The 14642-nt window shown below is 69.1% G+C and carries 17 protein-coding genes; 8 read left to right on the top strand and 9 right to left on the bottom strand.

Annotation, left to right across the window (positions count from 1 at the left end):
- Positions 1–193: 193 nt before the first annotated feature.
- Complete coding sequence (locus AC07FN_RS26045; RefSeq protein WP_358580149.1) at positions 194–1060, bottom strand: helix-turn-helix domain-containing protein; 867 nt, start codon at positions 1058–1060, stop codon at positions 194–196.
- Positions 1061–1262: 202 nt separating this feature from the next.
- Between AC07FN_RS26045 and AC07FN_RS26050 the strand changes: the two genes are divergently transcribed.
- Positions 1263–2090, top strand: a complete 828-nt coding sequence (locus tag AC07FN_RS26050; protein ID WP_478397998.1) for an SAM-dependent methyltransferase — start codon at positions 1263–1265, stop codon at positions 2088–2090.
- 24 nt (positions 2091–2114) lie between these two features.
- On the opposite strand, the gene AC07FN_RS26055 is transcribed toward AC07FN_RS26050, so the two are convergent.
- Entirely contained in the window at positions 2115–2609 is a 495-nt protein-coding gene (locus AC07FN_RS26055; protein WP_478397999.1) for a hypothetical protein, read from the bottom strand.
- A gap of 149 nt (positions 2610–2758) precedes the next feature.
- On the opposite strand from AC07FN_RS26055, the gene AC07FN_RS26060 reads away from it, so the two are divergent.
- The 4 genes from AC07FN_RS26060 (at position 2759) to AC07FN_RS26075 (ending at position 6365) form a co-directional block, all read left to right on the top strand.
- Positions 2759–3436 (top strand): response regulator transcription factor, encoded by a 678-nt coding sequence (locus AC07FN_RS26060; protein ID WP_478398000.1) that lies wholly within the window; start codon positions 2759–2761, stop codon positions 3434–3436.
- Positions 3433–4779 (top strand): sensor histidine kinase, encoded by a 1347-nt coding sequence (locus tag AC07FN_RS26065; protein ID WP_478398001.1) that lies wholly within the window; start codon positions 3433–3435, stop codon positions 4777–4779. Before AC07FN_RS26060 ends, AC07FN_RS26065 begins: the two co-directional genes overlap by 4 nt.
- Before the next feature lie 75 nt (positions 4780–4854).
- Complete coding sequence (locus tag AC07FN_RS26070) at positions 4855–5649, top strand: exodeoxyribonuclease III (RefSeq protein WP_478398002.1); 795 nt, start codon at positions 4855–4857, stop codon at positions 5647–5649.
- An 80-nt stretch (positions 5650–5729) separates the two neighbouring features.
- A complete protein-coding gene (locus tag AC07FN_RS26075; RefSeq protein WP_478398003.1) occupies positions 5730–6365 on the top strand; it encodes a hypothetical protein in 636 nt (211 codons plus the stop codon).
- 151 nt (positions 6366–6516) lie between these two features.
- Here the strand turns inward: AC07FN_RS26075 and AC07FN_RS26080 are convergent, their stop codons facing one another.
- The 3 genes from AC07FN_RS26080 to AC07FN_RS26090 all read right to left on the bottom strand — a co-directional run bounded on the left by AC07FN_RS26080 (position 6517) and on the right by AC07FN_RS26090 (position 9091).
- Entirely contained in the window at positions 6517–7830 is a 1314-nt protein-coding gene (locus AC07FN_RS26080; RefSeq protein ID WP_478398004.1) for a serine/threonine-protein kinase, read from the bottom strand.
- A 162-nt stretch (positions 7831–7992) separates the two neighbouring features.
- Positions 7993–8457, bottom strand: coding sequence for a pyridoxamine 5'-phosphate oxidase family protein (locus AC07FN_RS26085; protein WP_478398005.1), 465 nt, complete (start codon positions 8455–8457; stop codon positions 7993–7995).
- A 190-nt stretch (positions 8458–8647) separates the two neighbouring features.
- Positions 8648–9091: an SgcJ/EcaC family oxidoreductase gene (locus AC07FN_RS26090; RefSeq protein WP_478398006.1), complete on the bottom strand. Its 444-nt coding sequence runs from the start codon at positions 9089–9091 to the stop codon at positions 8648–8650.
- A 61-nt stretch (positions 9092–9152) separates the two neighbouring features.
- On the opposite strand from AC07FN_RS26090, the gene AC07FN_RS26095 reads away from it, so the two are divergent.
- Positions 9153–10013, top strand: coding sequence for an alpha/beta fold hydrolase (locus AC07FN_RS26095; RefSeq protein ID WP_478398007.1), 861 nt, complete (start codon positions 9153–9155; stop codon positions 10011–10013).
- Positions 10014–10111: 98 nt separating this feature from the next.
- On the opposite strand, the gene AC07FN_RS26100 is transcribed toward AC07FN_RS26095, so the two are convergent.
- Together AC07FN_RS26100 and AC07FN_RS26105 are read right to left on the bottom strand one after the other, a co-directional pair.
- A complete protein-coding gene (locus AC07FN_RS26100; RefSeq protein ID WP_478398008.1) occupies positions 10112–10249 on the bottom strand; it encodes a hypothetical protein in 138 nt (45 codons plus the stop codon).
- The gene (locus tag AC07FN_RS26105; RefSeq protein ID WP_478398009.1) at positions 10249–10692 is read right to left on the bottom strand and encodes a dihydrofolate reductase family protein; all 444 of its coding nucleotides are present in this window, start codon (positions 10690–10692) and stop codon (positions 10249–10251) included. Before AC07FN_RS26105 ends, AC07FN_RS26100 begins: the two co-directional genes overlap by 1 nt.
- A gap of 90 nt (positions 10693–10782) precedes the next feature.
- Here AC07FN_RS26105 and AC07FN_RS26110 point away from each other — a divergent pair, with 90 nt between their 5' ends.
- The gene (locus tag AC07FN_RS26110) at positions 10783–11352 is read left to right on the top strand and encodes a TetR/AcrR family transcriptional regulator (RefSeq protein ID WP_478398010.1); all 570 of its coding nucleotides are present in this window, start codon (positions 10783–10785) and stop codon (positions 11350–11352) included.
- A 16-nt stretch (positions 11353–11368) separates the two neighbouring features.
- On the opposite strand, the gene AC07FN_RS26115 is transcribed toward AC07FN_RS26110, so the two are convergent.
- Together AC07FN_RS26115 and AC07FN_RS26120 are read right to left on the bottom strand one after the other, a co-directional pair.
- Complete coding sequence (locus AC07FN_RS26115; RefSeq protein WP_478398011.1) at positions 11369–12604, bottom strand: NAD(P)/FAD-dependent oxidoreductase; 1236 nt, start codon at positions 12602–12604, stop codon at positions 11369–11371.
- A 155-nt stretch (positions 12605–12759) separates the two neighbouring features.
- Positions 12760–14253: a S8 family peptidase gene (locus tag AC07FN_RS26120; protein ID WP_478398012.1), complete on the bottom strand. Its 1494-nt coding sequence runs from the start codon at positions 14251–14253 to the stop codon at positions 12760–12762.
- Positions 14254–14426: 173 nt separating this feature from the next.
- Here AC07FN_RS26120 and AC07FN_RS26125 point away from each other — a divergent pair.
- Positions 14427–14642: hypothetical protein (locus AC07FN_RS26125; protein WP_478398015.1), on the top strand; the 216-nt coding region annotated here is incomplete at its 3' end.

Below are 14642 nucleotides of genomic sequence, written 5' to 3' on the forward strand. Positions count from 1 at the left end.
CAGTTGATCGTGCACCCAAGGTAGCAGGTGCAGATGCACGATTGAATGCACGTGCATCTCAATGAGATCTTGGTCACTCGATCGGAGGTACTTTGTTCCCAGTTAAGTGACCCGTGGTCAGTGAATGAGTGCTATGCGCAGTCGTCGGCGCGCACAGAAGTGCCACCGGGTGCGGATCCCGGTGGCACGTCGATCAGCTGTGCTTCAGGGCCTTGAGCAGCGTCTTGCGGGTCTGCTCCGGCGTCTGCGCGTCGACCGCGAGCCGGTGGCTGACCTTGCTGTAGACCTCGACCTCGTCCGGCTTGTCCAGGTAGAGCGCGCCGCAGAGGTGTTCCAGGTAGACGATGTCCGGCAACTCCGGCTCGGCGAACCGCAGGATCGTGAACGCGCCCTCCGCGCCCGACCGGCCGAGCTCGAACGGCAGGATCTGCAGCGTCACCGCGGACATCGCCGTCGCGTCGAGCAGGAACTGGATCTGCTCGCGCAGCACTTCGCGGCCGCCGATCGGCCGGTGCAGCACCGATTCGTCGATCACCGCCCACAACCGCGGAGCCTTCGGCTGGGTGAACAGCTTCTGGCGCTGCATGCGCAGCCGGACGCGCCGGTCCAGCTCGTCCTCCGGGAACTCCGGACGGCCCTGGGTGGCGACCGCGCGGGCGTACTTCTCGGTCTGCAGCAGGCCGGGCACGAACTGGATCTCGTAGGTCTGGATTCGGGAGGCCGATTCCTCCAGTCCGACGTAGTCCTGGAACCACGAGGGCATCAGGTCGTTGAACCGGTGCCACCAGCCGGGTTCGTTGGACCGGCGGACGAGGTCCAGGAAGGACTCGTGCTCGGACTGGTCCGTCACGCCGTAGAGGGTCAGCAGGTCGGCGACGTCGCGTTCCTTGAAGCCGACGCGGCCGAGCTCCAGGCGGCTGATCTTCGATCCGGACCCGCGGATGGCGTATCCGGCGTCCTCGCGGGAGATTCCGCTCGCCTCGCGCAACCGGCGCAGCTGACTGCCCAGCACGAGACGGCGGGCGGTGGGGCCGCTTCCCGTGGCACTGTCCGGAGCCACGCGGAACCTCCTGTGGAAATGGGCTCTACGACCCACTGTCGCGATCCAGTGGTTGAACGTTACGCGTGGGCATAGTAGTGGAATCCGGCCGCAGGTCGAGCGCCTTACCCGGATTGGCGGTATCTACCCGGACGTACGTTATCGGCTCTTGATCCCCTAACCTGGGGTTGTCGGGGGCGGAAATTCGGGGTTGGGGAGTGGCATGACACGAACCGGCGAAGGGCGCGGGGGCGTGCCGTCTGGCATCGATCCCACGAGGCCGAGCAGTTCGCGCGTCTACGACGCGATCCTCGGCGGCAAGGACAACTACAGTGCCGATCGCGGATTGCGCGACGCGCTCGCCGAAGTCACCCCGGAACCCGGCGCGCTGGCCAAGGACAACCGCGCCTTCCTGCAGCGGGTCACCCGGTACCTGGCCGGAACCGTCGGCATCGACCAGTTCCTGGACTGCGGATCCGGGCTGCCGACGCTGGAGAACACCCACGAGGTGGCGCAGCGGGTCAACGCGGACGCGGCCGTCGTCTACGTCGACAACGATCCGACCGCCATCGTGCACGGCCGCGCCCTGCTCGTGGAGAACGACGGCACGCACTTCGTCGCCGCGGACATCACGGATCCGGATCGCCTGCTCGCCGAGCGGCCCGTCGCCAGGTCGCTGGAGTGGTCCCGGCCGATCGCGCTGTTCCTGTTCAGCACGCTGCACCACATCGCAGACGAGGACGACCCGCAGGGGCTGATGGCGCGCTACATCGACGCGCTGCCCGCCGGTTCCTACGTCGGGATCAGCCACTTCTGCCGCCCCGAGGACGCTGAGGCGGCCCGGCTGGCCGACCTGATGGAGGAGGCGTACCTCGGCGCGATGGGCAGCGGCTGGTTCCGGTCCCGCGAGGAGATCGAGCGCTACTTCGGCGGGCTCGAACTGCTGGCACCGGGGCTGGTGCCGGTGGCGACGTGGTGGCCGGACGGTCCGGGGGTGCCGGTGAACGCCTTCCACCGCTTGCTGATCGGCGGCGTCGCCCGCAAACCCTGACCGGCCGCGGGTGCTTCCGGGTCATCAGTACTCGATGGTCTGGACCGAGGTCGGGTGGTCGTGCCAGGTTGCGATCACGGACGACCCGTGCTGGCCGGCGGTGAACTCCACCCGCAGCCAGCCGACGGCCTGGTCCCAGGTCTGCACCGTGTAGCCGGGGCGCGGCGTCGCGGAGACCAGCTTCGTGCCGTCGGCGTGCACGGAGAGCACGACCTTGCCGCCCTTGGCGTAGTAGGTGCGCACCTCGCCGGCGTCGGTGGTCCGCGACGGGCTCGGGGTGGGCGTCCGCTCCGGCGCCGGAGTGTCCACTGTGGTCGGTGTCGGCTCGGGGCGCGGCTCCGTCGTCGTCGGCGGCGGAGGCGGGGGCGGGGCCGTCGTGGTCGGCTGGACCAGCGGGATCGCGTCGGGCGGCTCGAACATCGCGCCGCGGATGACGTCGCGGACGCCGAGCCAGGACAACGTGACCGCGGCGGTGGTCGCGGCCAACCACACGCCGATGTAGGCGACCGCTCGTTTCATGCGCACGGGTTTACCCGACTGCGGCGCGTAATGCCTCCCTGGGTGCGGGATTCCGCGGCGCCGAACGCCGGCCGCCGCTCGCGGTGCGGCGCGGCCCGCCCGCGGACCGGAAGGCGAAGAACTCTCACAGTCCCCGTATCGTCCCCGCCATGGCTGTGGTTCTGGTGGTTGAGGACGATCCAGTGGTGCGGGCCGCGATGATCCGGGACCTGACCGCGCGGGACTGGGTCGTTCGCAGCGTCGGAACCGCCCTGGCATCGTTGCGCGAAGTAGCCGAGCACCCACCGGACGTCATCATCCTCGACCTCGGCCTGCCCGACCTCGACGGCGGCGAGACGCTCAAGATGATCCGCGGCGTCTCCAACGTGCCGACCATCGTGGCGACCGCCCGCGACGACGAGAGCGAGATCGTCCGCCTGCTGCGCGCGGGCGCGGACGACTACATCGTCAAGCCGTTCTCCAGCGAGCACCTCAACGCCCGCATCGAAGCGGTGCTGCGCCGCGCCCGCGGCCCGCAGCCGGCGCAGCTGCTGGAGGTCGCCGGGCTGCGCATCGACCTGGGCAGCCGGGTCTCGACGCTGGACGGCGCCGAGCTGGAGCTGACGCGGCGCGAGTTCGACCTGCTGGCCTACCTCGCGGCCCGGCCCGGCCGGGTGGTGGCGCGCCGCGAACTGCTCGCCCAGGTGTGGCGGCAGTCCTACGGCGACGACCAGACCATCGACGTCCACCTGTCCTGGCTGCGGCGCAAGCTCGGCGAGAGCGCCGCCGAACCTCGGTTCCTGCACACCGTGCGGGGCGTCGGCGTGAAGCTCGTGGAACCGGAATGAGACGCACGATCGTCCTGGTGGCGTTGGCGGTGACCTCGATGGTCGCCCTGGCGTTCCTCATCCCGCTCGGCCTGATGATCAAGGAGATGGCCCGCGACCAGGCGATGTCCGACGCCGAACGGCAAGCCGTCGCGCTGGCGCCGGTGCTGGCCACCACGACCGATCACGCGCTGGTCGGCAAGGCCGTCGCCAGCACGCGCGCCGGGCAGTCCGGGCGGGTCGCCGTGTACCTGCCGGACGGCGGCGTGGTGGGCTCGGGCCGGGTCGGTGCCGGGGACGTGCACCTGGCGATGTCCGACGTGCGGACCTCCAGCGTGGAAGTGGCCGGCGGCACGGCGTTCGTGCAGCCGATCGCGCTGGACGGCGGTCGCACCGCGCTGGCCGAGGTGTTCGTGCCCGCAGCGGACCAGACCCGAGGGGTGCTGCGGGCCTGGCTCGTGCTCGGCGCCGTCGGGCTGGTCCTGGTCGTCGGGTCGCTGCTGGTCGCGGACCGGCTGGCGGCCCGCGTCGTGCGCGCGACCACCCGGCTCGCGGAGGCCTCGTCCGCGCTCGGCGCCGGCGACCTCAGCGTCCGGGTGCATCCCAGCGGCCCGCCCGAACTGGTGGAGGCCGGGCGCGCGTTCAACACCATGGCCGACCGGGTCCGCCAGCTGCTCGCCGCCGAGCGCGAGATGGCCGCGGACCTCTCGCACCGCCTGCGCACCCCGCTGACGGCGCTGCGGCTCAACGCGGAGGCGCTGGGCGACGATCAGGCCGCCGAGCAGACCAGGGTCGCCATCGACCGGCTGGAACGCGAGGTAGACCTGGTGATCACCAGCGCCCGCCGGTCCGGGCCCGGCGAGGAAGCCGACTGCGACGTCGCGGAGCTGCTGCGCGAGCGGCTCGGGTTCTGGTCGGCGCTGGCCGATGACCAGCAGCGGCCGTGGAGCCTGCGCGGCGCGGAAGGCGAGGTCCACGTCCCGGTGCCCAGAGCGGAGCTCGCCGCGTCGGTGGACGCCGTGGTGGGCAACGTCTTCCGGCACACCCCGGAGCGGACCGAGTTCGTGGTGTCGGTGCAGCAGAAGGACGGCGTGGTCGGGGTGATCGTGGAGGACGCCGGGCCCGGGGTGGCGGAGTCCTCCGACGCCGTGCAGCGCGGGCGCAGCAGCGCCGGATCGACCGGGCTCGGCCTGGACATCGCCCGCCGGGTCGCCGAGTCCACCGGGGGACGGCTCGCGGTCGACCGCTCCAGCCTTGGCGGCGCCCGGGTGTGCATGTGGCTGTGGCAGCGCCCGGCGGCGCCGAAACCCACCCGCCGCCGCGACCGCCGCCGCCGCACCCGCGAAGCGTTCTGGCTGGCCTGACCCACGAAGATCGTTCTGCTGGGGAGGGGTGCCCGGGAGGGTTGATCGTCGGTGCCGGTGGTTACCCTCGCTGGCGTGCTGACTGTGTCGACCGTGAACGTAAACGGCCTGCGCGCCGCCGCGAAGAAGGGCTTCGTGGAGTGGCTCGCCGCCACCCGAGCCGACGTGATCTGCCTGCAGGAGACCCGCGCGGAGCCCGAACAGCTCGCGCCGGAGGTCCGGGAACCGGCCGGCTGGCACACCGTGCTGGCCCCGAGCTCGGAGAAGGGCCGCGCCGGGGTGGCGATCTACAGCCGCGCGGAACCGGAGGCGGTGCGCATCGGCTTCGGCTCGGCGGAGTTCGACGAGAGCGGCCGTTACGCGGAGATCGACCTGCCGGGCCTCGTGGTCGCGAGCCTGTACTTGCCCAGCGGCGACGTCGGCACCCCGCGCCAGGACGAGAAGGAACGCTTCATGAAGGAGTTCCGCGCGTACCTGGACGACCTGCGCGGGCGAGCCGCGGCGGAGGGCCGGGAGGTGCTGGTCTGCGGCGACTGGAACATCGCGCACCAGCAGATCGACCTGAAGAACTGGAAGGCGAACCAGAAGGAAGCGGGCTTCCTCCCGGAGGAACGGGCCTGGCTGACGGAGCTCTTCGAGAGCGGCTACGAGGACATCGTCCGGAACCTCCACCCGGAAGGCCCGGGCCCGTACTCCTGGTGGTCCTACCGGGGCAAGGCCTTCGACAACGACTCGGGCTGGCGCATCGATTACCAGGTGGCTTCCGAAGCCCTGGCGAAGCGAGCGGCGTCGGCGGTGATCGAGCGCGCGGAGTCCTACGACCAGCGCTGGAGCGACCACGCTCCGGTCACGGTGGCGTTCGAGGTCTGAGCCGCAACACCGGCACCGTCTTGTTGCGCCCGTCTGGGGCTGCGTGCTGGGCAGTTGCGCGAGTTACGGCTCATCTGAAGATGACGGCAAGCAGGCACATTCTTGATCGTTGTAGGTTCTACTCTCTTCGCGTGACAGCGCCTCAGAATCCTTGGTCGCAGCAGCAGTCCCAGCCGGCGGGTGACCAGCAGCTTCCGCCGCAGCTGCAGTTCGGCCGACCGAAAGCGCCCGGGACGGTGACGTTCGCGACCTTGATCGGCATCGTGGTGCCGATCCTCTCGTCGATGCTGACCGGCATCAGCTTCGTGGTCCTCGCGCTGCAAGTCATCAGATATCTCGATACCTGGCAGGGCCCGCTCATCTTCAACGTGTTCAACACGTTGGGCAACTTCGCGCTCACCGCGCTGTGGGTGATCTTCGCGTTCCGGATGCGCGCCGGCCGGAACTGGGCGCGGACCACACTCGCCATCCTCGCCGGGATCTGGCTGCTCTACGGCCTTTTCGGCATCAGCCAGATGCTCATCATCGTCGATTTCCAGCTGGGGTCTCTCATCGGCCAGCCGGGCGCGCTCATCGCCAGCGTCGAGTTGTTGATGGTGCTGGTCGCGATGCCGGTGTTCCTCGTCCTGGTGTTCCTCAAACCTTCGAACCAGTACTTCAAAGCCGCGAGCAGTCACCGTCCGGAACAGCCCGGAGGATCCGGAGCCAGGCCGTGAAGCAGAGTCCGCGCGCTGGCGAGGTCGGTGTCGGCCTCGTGCCGTAGCCGTGGATGCTGCCGGTCCGATCAGCCAGGCATTCGGGGCTGGGCGGACCTCGCGCCGGGCACGGTCGTGCTCGGCTTCTGATCGTTTCGCGTGGGTCCAGGCATTACTTTTTCCAGGACTCCCAGGTCAAACCGGCCGTCACGAGGACGATGCTGGTGATCAGGATCAGCGACGCCGTCGCGGACTCCTGTGCTGAGAACTCCGCCGTGTTCCGGAAGGTCTCTCCGACGCCGTTGAAAGCGAAAGCTGCGGCACCGCAACCGAAGACGAGCCCGGCGACGATGACGACGACGGTGACGGTCTTGCCGATGCCCTTCGGCAGGAATCGAGCGAAACCGGCGCACAGCAAGCCGACGATGACGACATCGGCAACGGCGAGGCTCACTACGGCGCCGCTGACCAAGTCATTGTCCCCGTAGCTCTCGAAGTACGCCCACGTGCCGCCGGCATCGGGGAGTCCGGCGATGCCGAGTCCGGTGATGATCGCCATCAGCACGGCAACGCCTTTGGGCTGCCACTTCTTCGGCCACGTCGGGAGGACCTTGGTGCCGCGCTGCACGTGGATCTTGGTGGGGGGCTGCATGTGGACCTTGGTGGCGGGCTGCTCGCCTGCCATGGTCAGCGCCTCGGCGACCGTCGGCCTGCGGTCCGGAGCCTTGTTCAGCAGCCGGGTGATGAGCTCGGTGAGCGGTCCGGTCCGTCGCGGCGCCGGGGCCTCCTCCAGCAGTACCGCGGCCAGCGTCGCTTCCTGGGTATCGCGCCGGAACGGCGAGACGCCTTCGACGGCCTGGTAGAGGGTCACGCCGAGGGAGAACAGATCGCTGGCGGGAAGTCCATCGGTGCCGCGCAACCGCTCGGGCGCCGTGTACTCCGCCGAGCCGATGAACATCCCGGTTGCGGTCAGCGCGGTGTCGGTGTGGCGGATCGCGGTCCCGAAGTCGGTGAGCAGGACCTTCCCGTCCTCGGCGAGCATGACGTTGGCCGGTTTGATGTCGCGGTGCACAACACCTTCCCGGTGTGCTGCGCCCATCGCCGTCAGCAGCGCCGTAGCCACTTCGGCTGCCCTGTCCGCCGGAAGCGGCCCGTGCCGCTCGATGTGCTCGCTCAACGAGCAGCCGTCGACCAGTTCCATGACGATCCAGGGAAGGCCGTCCTCGACGACGACATCGTGGATCGCGACGATGCCGTCGTGCTTGCGCAACCGGGCTGCGTTGCGGGCTTCGCGAGTGGCACGCGCCAACCGCTCGGCCCGTTCGGTTTCCGGCATCCCCGGCGGCAGCTGCAGTTCCTTGATCGCAACGTCGACGTCGAGGGTCTCGTCGTGGGCCCGCCAGACCCGCCCGAAACCACCGGACCCCAGTTCGGCGGCCAGCCGGTAGCGTCCGCCGACCACGTCACCGGACCGTCTCGAAGTCATGACCGTCTCCCGCCCGCCGCGCTCGGCACGACAGTTGATCACAGTACCGCCACCGGCACGAGCATCTCCTCCGTTCGCGTGGCTGGCGGGAACGCGAGGGCGGGCGGTCAACCTCGGTGCGTTGATTTGTCCGAGGACGCTTCGCCGATCAACCTGAACCCATCAACGCGTCGGGACTGACCATCGGCGCAGCTCGGGCTTCTCTGCGCCCTCGCCGTAGGTTCCGGCCAACACGCTGCTGATCAGCAGTTCGAAGCGGATGTAGCGGTCCTGCGCCGGGAATCCTCCTACCGCCAGCTCTTCTCCAAGAGCGTCGTCGTTGATGCGTCGAGCGATGCCTTGCAAGGCGAATTCCCCTCCGGTGCCGTGGTCGTCGTCGACCGTAGCGTGCAGGGCGAAGCGGGGATCACGCTCCAGGTCCGCGCCCTTGGGCGAGGTTGGGTACATGTAGAGGACGAGGTGTCCGCGAACGATCTTCGGGCTGACCGGATGCACTCGTGCCGAACCGTCGCGTCGCACGGTCCCGAGGTAGCAGGGACCTGCCTGCAGGCGCTGCCGTCCGAAATCGCCGAGTTCCGGCGCGGCCGCCTCGAACTCCTGCCACCGGACCGCCTGAACTGCTCCCATCCTGGATTCCCTTCTTGCGTTCGATTTCCGACCGCAGCCTGAACCTTCACGCATGGTTCCTCGGCATGCGCCCATGATGGGACTAGACGGCACTGTGGCGTCCCGGAACGTGGAGAGCGGCGATTTCGCGTGAAATCGACCGGCCCGTCGGGACAGCCGAGTCGGTGCCGTCCCGCGCGGTGCCGACCGGTCAAGACTGCGTGAGGGTGTTCTGCCGGGCCGCGATCCACCAGCGGTTCTGTTCCTTGACCAGGACGTAGAGGGCGATCATCGCGGGATCGACGTCGATGAGCTCGCCATCGGGCTTGGTGGCCCGCGCGTTCTTGTGCGCGATGGCTACGTCGGGGCGAATGAAGATGATGTCGCTGACCTCGTAGCGCACGTGCTCGTCGCGTAGGAATCCGGCCAGGCCCTTGCGGTTGGCGTCGAGCAGGGCTTCGCGGCCGGACATCAGCATCCCGACCGCGTTGACGACCGAGGCGTTCCGGGCGAAGTGCGCGGTCATGAGGTCGGGATCGTTGGTGTTGAAGGCGGTTTCGACGTCGGCGATCAACTGCTTGATCGCGACGACGTCCTGCTCGTGATCGGTTGTGGTGTCCTCGACGAAGGGAGGCTGCGTGACGTTGCCGGTCATGGGTACGAGGTTGATACCTCTATCAAACTGGAGATCCACGCTCTTGTGAAGAGGATCACTGATGCAAGTTCTGTGGTTTACCAGTCATGATCGGGCGCAATCGCTCCGAGGGGAGGTGGTCGTGAACGAGTCGATCGAAGCGAAGCGGTCCGAAGGTGTTGTGCCGGTTCCAGGTGGGGGAGTCGTGTGGGCTGAGCGCGCCGGCTCGGGCGCTCCCGTTGTGCTCCTGCACGGCGGCGGGATGGACAGCCGGCTGTGGGATTCGGTCTTTCCCGTGTTGGCAAGGTGGCACACCGCTATTCGTTTCGACGCTCGCGGTCTCGGCCGATCGCCGATGCCGGCGGAACCTTACTGGGACGTGGCCGATCTGCGGGCCGTGCTCGACCACTTCGGCATCGAACGCGCGGCGCTGGTCGGGTTGAGCCTGGGTGGCGAGACGGCGCTGGACTTCGCTCTCGCCCATCCCGATCGGATCACCTCGCTGGCGTTGATCGGCAGTTCGGTGAGCGGCCATCGCTGGCCGGAGGCTCCGGAGCTGGCCGCGTGCGAAGCCGCTCGCCGCGAACGCGACGCCAAGCGCTTGGCCGAGCTGGAACTGTCGGTCTGGGCTCCGATGGGAGCCGCTGCGAGCGGCGGCGAGCTGATCGACGCAATGGTGGCGGACAACGCGGAGTGCCGCTTGGTGGCCGCGGATTTCGCGCGTTGTCAGGACCGGGCTGCCGCTTCGTGGCTCGACCGGATCGCAGTTCCCACCCTGGTCGTCCACGGTGACCAGGAGCATCCGGCAATCGTCGCGATCGCCGAGTGGCTCGTCGCGGACATCCCGGATGCGCGCTTGGAGGTCATCTCCGGCGCGGACCACTACCTGCCGCTCCGGGCGTCCGCCCGCTTGGCGGAACTGCTCCTTGCGCATCTGGGGTGATGTCGTGAGTGGAAGTGGTCGTTGGGGCGACCGCTTCCACTCACGACGGTCGGCTGCTCGTGGTCGGGAGGGCGTCCACCTGGACCAGCCCTTCCCGGTCAGCGCTTGGTGTAGGTCAGGTGGATCACCCCGCTGCCGAACACCTTGGTTTCGGCCAGGTCGAACAGTTCCGGGGCGAATTCCCTGCTGAACAGCGGGGTTCCGGAGCCGGCGACGATCGGGTGGAGCTTGATCATCAGTTCATCGATCTCCGGGCGCAGGGCCTCCGCCAGCTTTCCGCCGCCGCAGAGCCAGATCCCCTCCCCATGCCTTCTTCCCGCTTCAGCTCCCGCACCCGCTCGATCGGGTCGGTGGCGACGAATTCCACCGTGGGATCCGGGCTTTCCGCGACGCTGCGGGAGAACACGACGTTGCGCCGCATGTGCTGGTAGGCGTTCGTCATCCCGTCCTGCACGCCGACGTCCCAGGTGCTGCGGCCCTGCAGGACGGTGTCGAAGTGCTTGTTCGGCGCGTCGGCGAGGCCGATCAGCGGGCGGATGTGGGTCGGCATGATCTCCGGGTATTCGGCCCGGATGAAATCGCCGTGGTCGCCTTCGTGCAGGAAGAAGTCCGGCTTGCCGTTGGGGCCGGTGATGAAGCCGTCGATGGTCGCCGCGATCAGGTAGGTCAGCTTTCGCACGGTGCCTCCAGTGAGAACCACTCCGAATGTAGTGCTTTAAATTTAGTACTATGAATGTAGTGATTACAAGCGGGTTGCTCAGGAGGAGCGATGGTGCAGAACACCGCGAGGCGAACGGCACTGGTAGACGCGGCGATCGAGGTGCTGGCGCGGGACGGCGCGCGCGGCCTGACCTTCCGCGCCGTCGACGTCGAGGCCGGCGTGCCGAAGGGGACGGCGTCGAACTACTTCGCCAACCGCGCGGACCTGCTCAACCAGGTCGGCGCGCACATCCACCAGCGGATGACCCTCGATCCGGGGCAGTACGACCTCGACCGCCCGCCGTCGCCGGAACTGCTCACCGAGGTGCTGCGCGCGCTGTTCCACCACATCTCGGACGACCGCACCGGCTGGCTCGCGCTGCTGGAACTCCGCCTGGAGGCGATCCGGCGCCCGGAGCTCCAGGCGGCGCTGACCGAAACGCTGCGCGCCAACCTGACCGCGAACATCGAGGGCCGCCGCGAATCCGGGTTTCCCGGCGACGACACGTCGACGATGCTGCTCTACTACGCGATGACCGGCGTGATCCTGGAGCACCTGACGGTGCCCGACGTCCTGGCGCGGTTCGACGTGGACGACCTGATCGCCGCGTTCGTGGCGCGCTCCGTCGCGGAGTCGTGATCCGGCGGCGCGAGGATCAGCGGGCGATGAGCTCGTTGAGCGGCGTGTCCGGGTCGGCGAGCGCGTTCGGGTCGATCGTCGTTCCCGAGGTGATCAGGGTCTTGATCTGATCCTGGACGTCCCAGATGTTGACGTTCATGCCCGCCAGGACCCGGCCGCCGGCCAGCCAGAACGCGATGAACTCGCGGGCCGCCACGTCGCCGCGGAACACCACCTGGTCGTAGCCGCCGGGGTCGACGTGGCCGAGGTACTCCATGCCCAGGTCGTACTGGTCGGTGAAGAAGTACGGCAGTTCCGCGTACTTGCCGTCGCGCCCCAGCATCGACGCCGCTGCGGTGGCGGGCTGGCTGAGCGCGTTCGCCCAGTGCTCCACGCGGATCTGCTTGCCCAGCAACGGGTTGAACGCGTTCGCCACGTCGCCCGCCGCGACGATGTTCGGGTCGCCGGTGCGCAGCGAGGCGTCGACCAGGATGCCGTTGTCGACCCGCAGGCCCGCATCCCGGGCGAGCGCGACCTCCGGCTCCACGCCGACCGCGACCAGCACCGCCCCGGCCGGGACTTCGGCGCCGTCCGCCAGCCGGACCCCGGCCGCGCGGTCGCCGTCGACCAGGATCTCGCTGACCGCGGTGCCGAACCGGAAGTCCACGCCGTGGTCCCGGTGCAGCGCCGCGAAGACCTCGGCCACCTCCGGGCCGAGCACCCGCAGCAGCGGCAGCTCCGTCGTCTCGACAACGGTCACGGCCACGCCCGCTTCGCGTGCGGCGGCGGTGACTTCGAGACCGATCCAGCCCGCGCCGACCACCACGAGCCGCTCGATGCCCGCCAGGGTCTGCTTGATCAGGTCGGAATCCTCGACCCGCCGCAGGTGCAGGACGCCCTCGGCGTCGATGCCGGGCACCGGCAGCGAACGGGGGTTGGCCCCGGTCGTGATCAGCAGCTTGTCGAAGTCGAGGCGTCCGCCGTCGGTGAGCTCCACCTGCCGCAGCGCCCGGTCGATGCGCCGCACCGACACCTCCAGCTGCAGATCCACCCGGTTGTCGGCGTACCAGGACTCGTCGTGCACGTACGCGCTGTCGAACCCTTCGTTGCCCATCAGGTACGCCTTGGACAGCGGCGGGCGCTCGTACGGGCGGTGCGGTTCGTCGCCGAGCAGGGCGATGCGCCCGTCGAATCCCAGATCGCGCAGCGCCTGCGCGCCCTTGGCCCCGGCCATGCCGGCACCGACGATCACGAAGGTCTCCGAATCAGCCACGACAGCGCCTCACTCCCGAGCGACAACCCTCCGGACCGCCAGCGTCCTGCGGCCAACTCGCCCAGGCAACCCCAGATCGTGCGAATTGCGGCAAAGTGAAGGGCGCCTCCGACCGGATCGGCCGAAGGCGCCCTTCGAGTGTCACTCTTTGCGGCTTACTTCTGGACGGCGCCCAGGGCGTCGATGAGGCCCGCGCCGTAGAAACCGGCACCGCTCTTGCCGCCCGAGCACACCGCGTCCGGCTTGCCGTCGCCGTCCGGGTCGTAGCTGGTCGGGCACTCCAGGGCGCCCGCCTGGTTGGTCAGCGCGCCGACCACCTGCTGGGCGTTCCACTCCTGGTGGGTGCTGCGCAGCAGCGCGACCACGCCGGCCGCGTGCGGCCCGGCCATCGAGGTGCCCTGCATCCAGCCCCAGCCGCCGCCGGGCACAGTGGACAGCACGCGACCGTTCTGCGACGGCGTCTGCGGGATCTGGTTCTTGTCGCCGCCCGGGGCGGTGACCGTGATCGAACCCAGTCCGTAGTTGGAGTAGTACGACTTCACCGCGTCCGAGCCCACCGCGGACACCGAGACCACGCCCGGCAGCTCACCTGGCAGGACGTGGCACTCGTGCCCGGTCTGCCGGTCCTGGGTCGGTCCGCCGTTGTTCGGGCTGTTGGTGTCGCGGATCGGCTTGGACAGGTCCCAGTTGCTGTTGCCCGCCGAGACCACGTTCACGACGTCCTTGCCCTGCGCGTACGCGACGGCGCGACGCACCGCCTCGGCCGCGGCCTTCTGGTCCGGGTCGCTGTCGCACCACAGGTACCAGGGGTCGACGAAGTACGAGTTGTTGGTGACGTCGAAGCCGTGCTCGGCGGCCCAGATGAAGCCGCAGACCGCGTATTCGGGGTAGATGAAGCCGCCGTCGTCGATGACCCGCACCGAGGCCAGCGTCACGTTCGGGGCGACACCGGCGATGCCGACGCCGTTGCGCGCGGCGGCGATGGTGCCCGCGGTGTGGGTGCCGTGGTCCTGCGTCGGGTCCTGCGGCTGCCAGGACTCCTGCCTGGTGTCCGGGACGCCCTCGTTGACGCAGCTCACCGACTTGGTGACGTCCAGGTTCGGCTTCAGGTCCGGGTGCGTCGGGTCGATGCCGTAGTCCAGCACGCCGACCGTGATGTCCTTGCTGCCCTGGGAGACCGCGCTGGCCTGCTCGGCCTTGATCTGCCGCATGTCCCACTGCTCGGGCTCCAGCGGTTCTTCGCCGGGAACGGCGGCGAAGGGGACGGCGCCGACCTTGCCTTCCAGCGCCTCCAGCCGCTGCGACTGCGCGGGCGGCAGCTGCTCGGCGAGGTTTCGGCTGGCACCGGCCTGTTCCACGGCCGGCTGGGTGCGAACTGCGGCGGCGAAACCGGGATCCGTCGAGGTCGCGACGATCACGCCGATCTGGGGCCAGCTCTGCACGACGGTTCCGCCGACCGCGCGGACCGATTCCTCGGTCTGCTGCAGGCCGTCGCCGGTCGGGCCGAGCACGACGAAGTGAACCGGCGCGGCGGTGGCCGCGGGCGCGGATTCGGCTGCGCCGACGATGCCTGCGGGTACCAGCAACGCCAGCGCGAGCGCCGAGCCGGCGATGCGCATCGCCCGGCCGCTCCTTCTAGTGCGTGACACGTGTCCCTCCTATGGAGACAGAGTGTGATTCACCCAGTGGTATTCGTCGGATTTTGCGCCTGATTCGGTGAGTACCGGTAGGGCAGAACGGAGTAATTCAATAGCCGATAGTGAGGTGTGTGGCACGTCTACGACGGTTGGGTGGTGCGTGCTCGGCGACTTAGAGTCGGCTGGTGTCGGTTGCAGATCTGGAACTTGCCCCGCCGGAACCCACTCCGAGCGCCTCGGCGATGCGCCGTGCGCTCCGCCGCGCCACGGACGGCGTTTCGCTGGACGCCGCCGAAGCCGCTGTCCTGCTGCACGCCCGCGGCGATGACCTCGAAAGACTGCTGGCGGCGGCCGGTCGCGCGCGGGACGCGCACCTGGTGGCCGAGGGACACGAAGGCGTG

This window comes from Saccharopolyspora sp. NPDC045941 (assembly GCF_056431445.1).

Excerpts from the sequence above, each read along its gene's own strand:
- AC07FN_RS26050 (WP_478397998.1), top strand. The coding sequence starts at position 1,263 with ATGACACGAACCGGCGAAGGGCGCGGGGGCGTGCCGTCTGGCATCGAT.
- AC07FN_RS26055 (WP_478397999.1), bottom strand. The coding sequence starts at position 2,609 with ATGAAACGAGCGGTCGCCTACATCGGCGTGTGGTTGGCCGCGACCACC.
- AC07FN_RS26060 (WP_478398000.1), top strand. The coding sequence starts at position 2,759 with ATGGCTGTGGTTCTGGTGGTTGAGGACGATCCAGTGGTGCGGGCCGCG.
- AC07FN_RS26065 (WP_478398001.1), top strand. The coding sequence starts at position 3,433 with ATGAGACGCACGATCGTCCTGGTGGCGTTGGCGGTGACCTCGATGGTC.
- AC07FN_RS26075 (WP_478398003.1), top strand. The coding sequence starts at position 5,730 with ATGACGGCAAGCAGGCACATTCTTGATCGTTGTAGGTTCTACTCTCTT.
- AC07FN_RS26080 (WP_478398004.1), bottom strand. The coding sequence starts at position 7,830 with ATGACTTCGAGACGGTCCGGTGACGTGGTCGGCGGACGCTACCGGCTG.
- AC07FN_RS26085 (WP_478398005.1), bottom strand. The coding sequence starts at position 8,457 with ATGGGAGCAGTTCAGGCGGTCCGGTGGCAGGAGTTCGAGGCGGCCGCG.
- AC07FN_RS26090 (WP_478398006.1), bottom strand. The coding sequence starts at position 9,091 with ATGACCGGCAACGTCACGCAGCCTCCCTTCGTCGAGGACACCACAACC.
- AC07FN_RS26095 (WP_478398007.1), top strand. The coding sequence starts at position 9,153 with ATGCAAGTTCTGTGGTTTACCAGTCATGATCGGGCGCAATCGCTCCGA.
- AC07FN_RS26100 (WP_478398008.1), bottom strand. The coding sequence starts at position 10,249 with ATGATCAAGCTCCACCCGATCGTCGCCGGCTCCGGAACCCCGCTGTTC.
- AC07FN_RS26110 (WP_478398010.1), top strand. The coding sequence starts at position 10,783 with ATGGTGCAGAACACCGCGAGGCGAACGGCACTGGTAGACGCGGCGATC.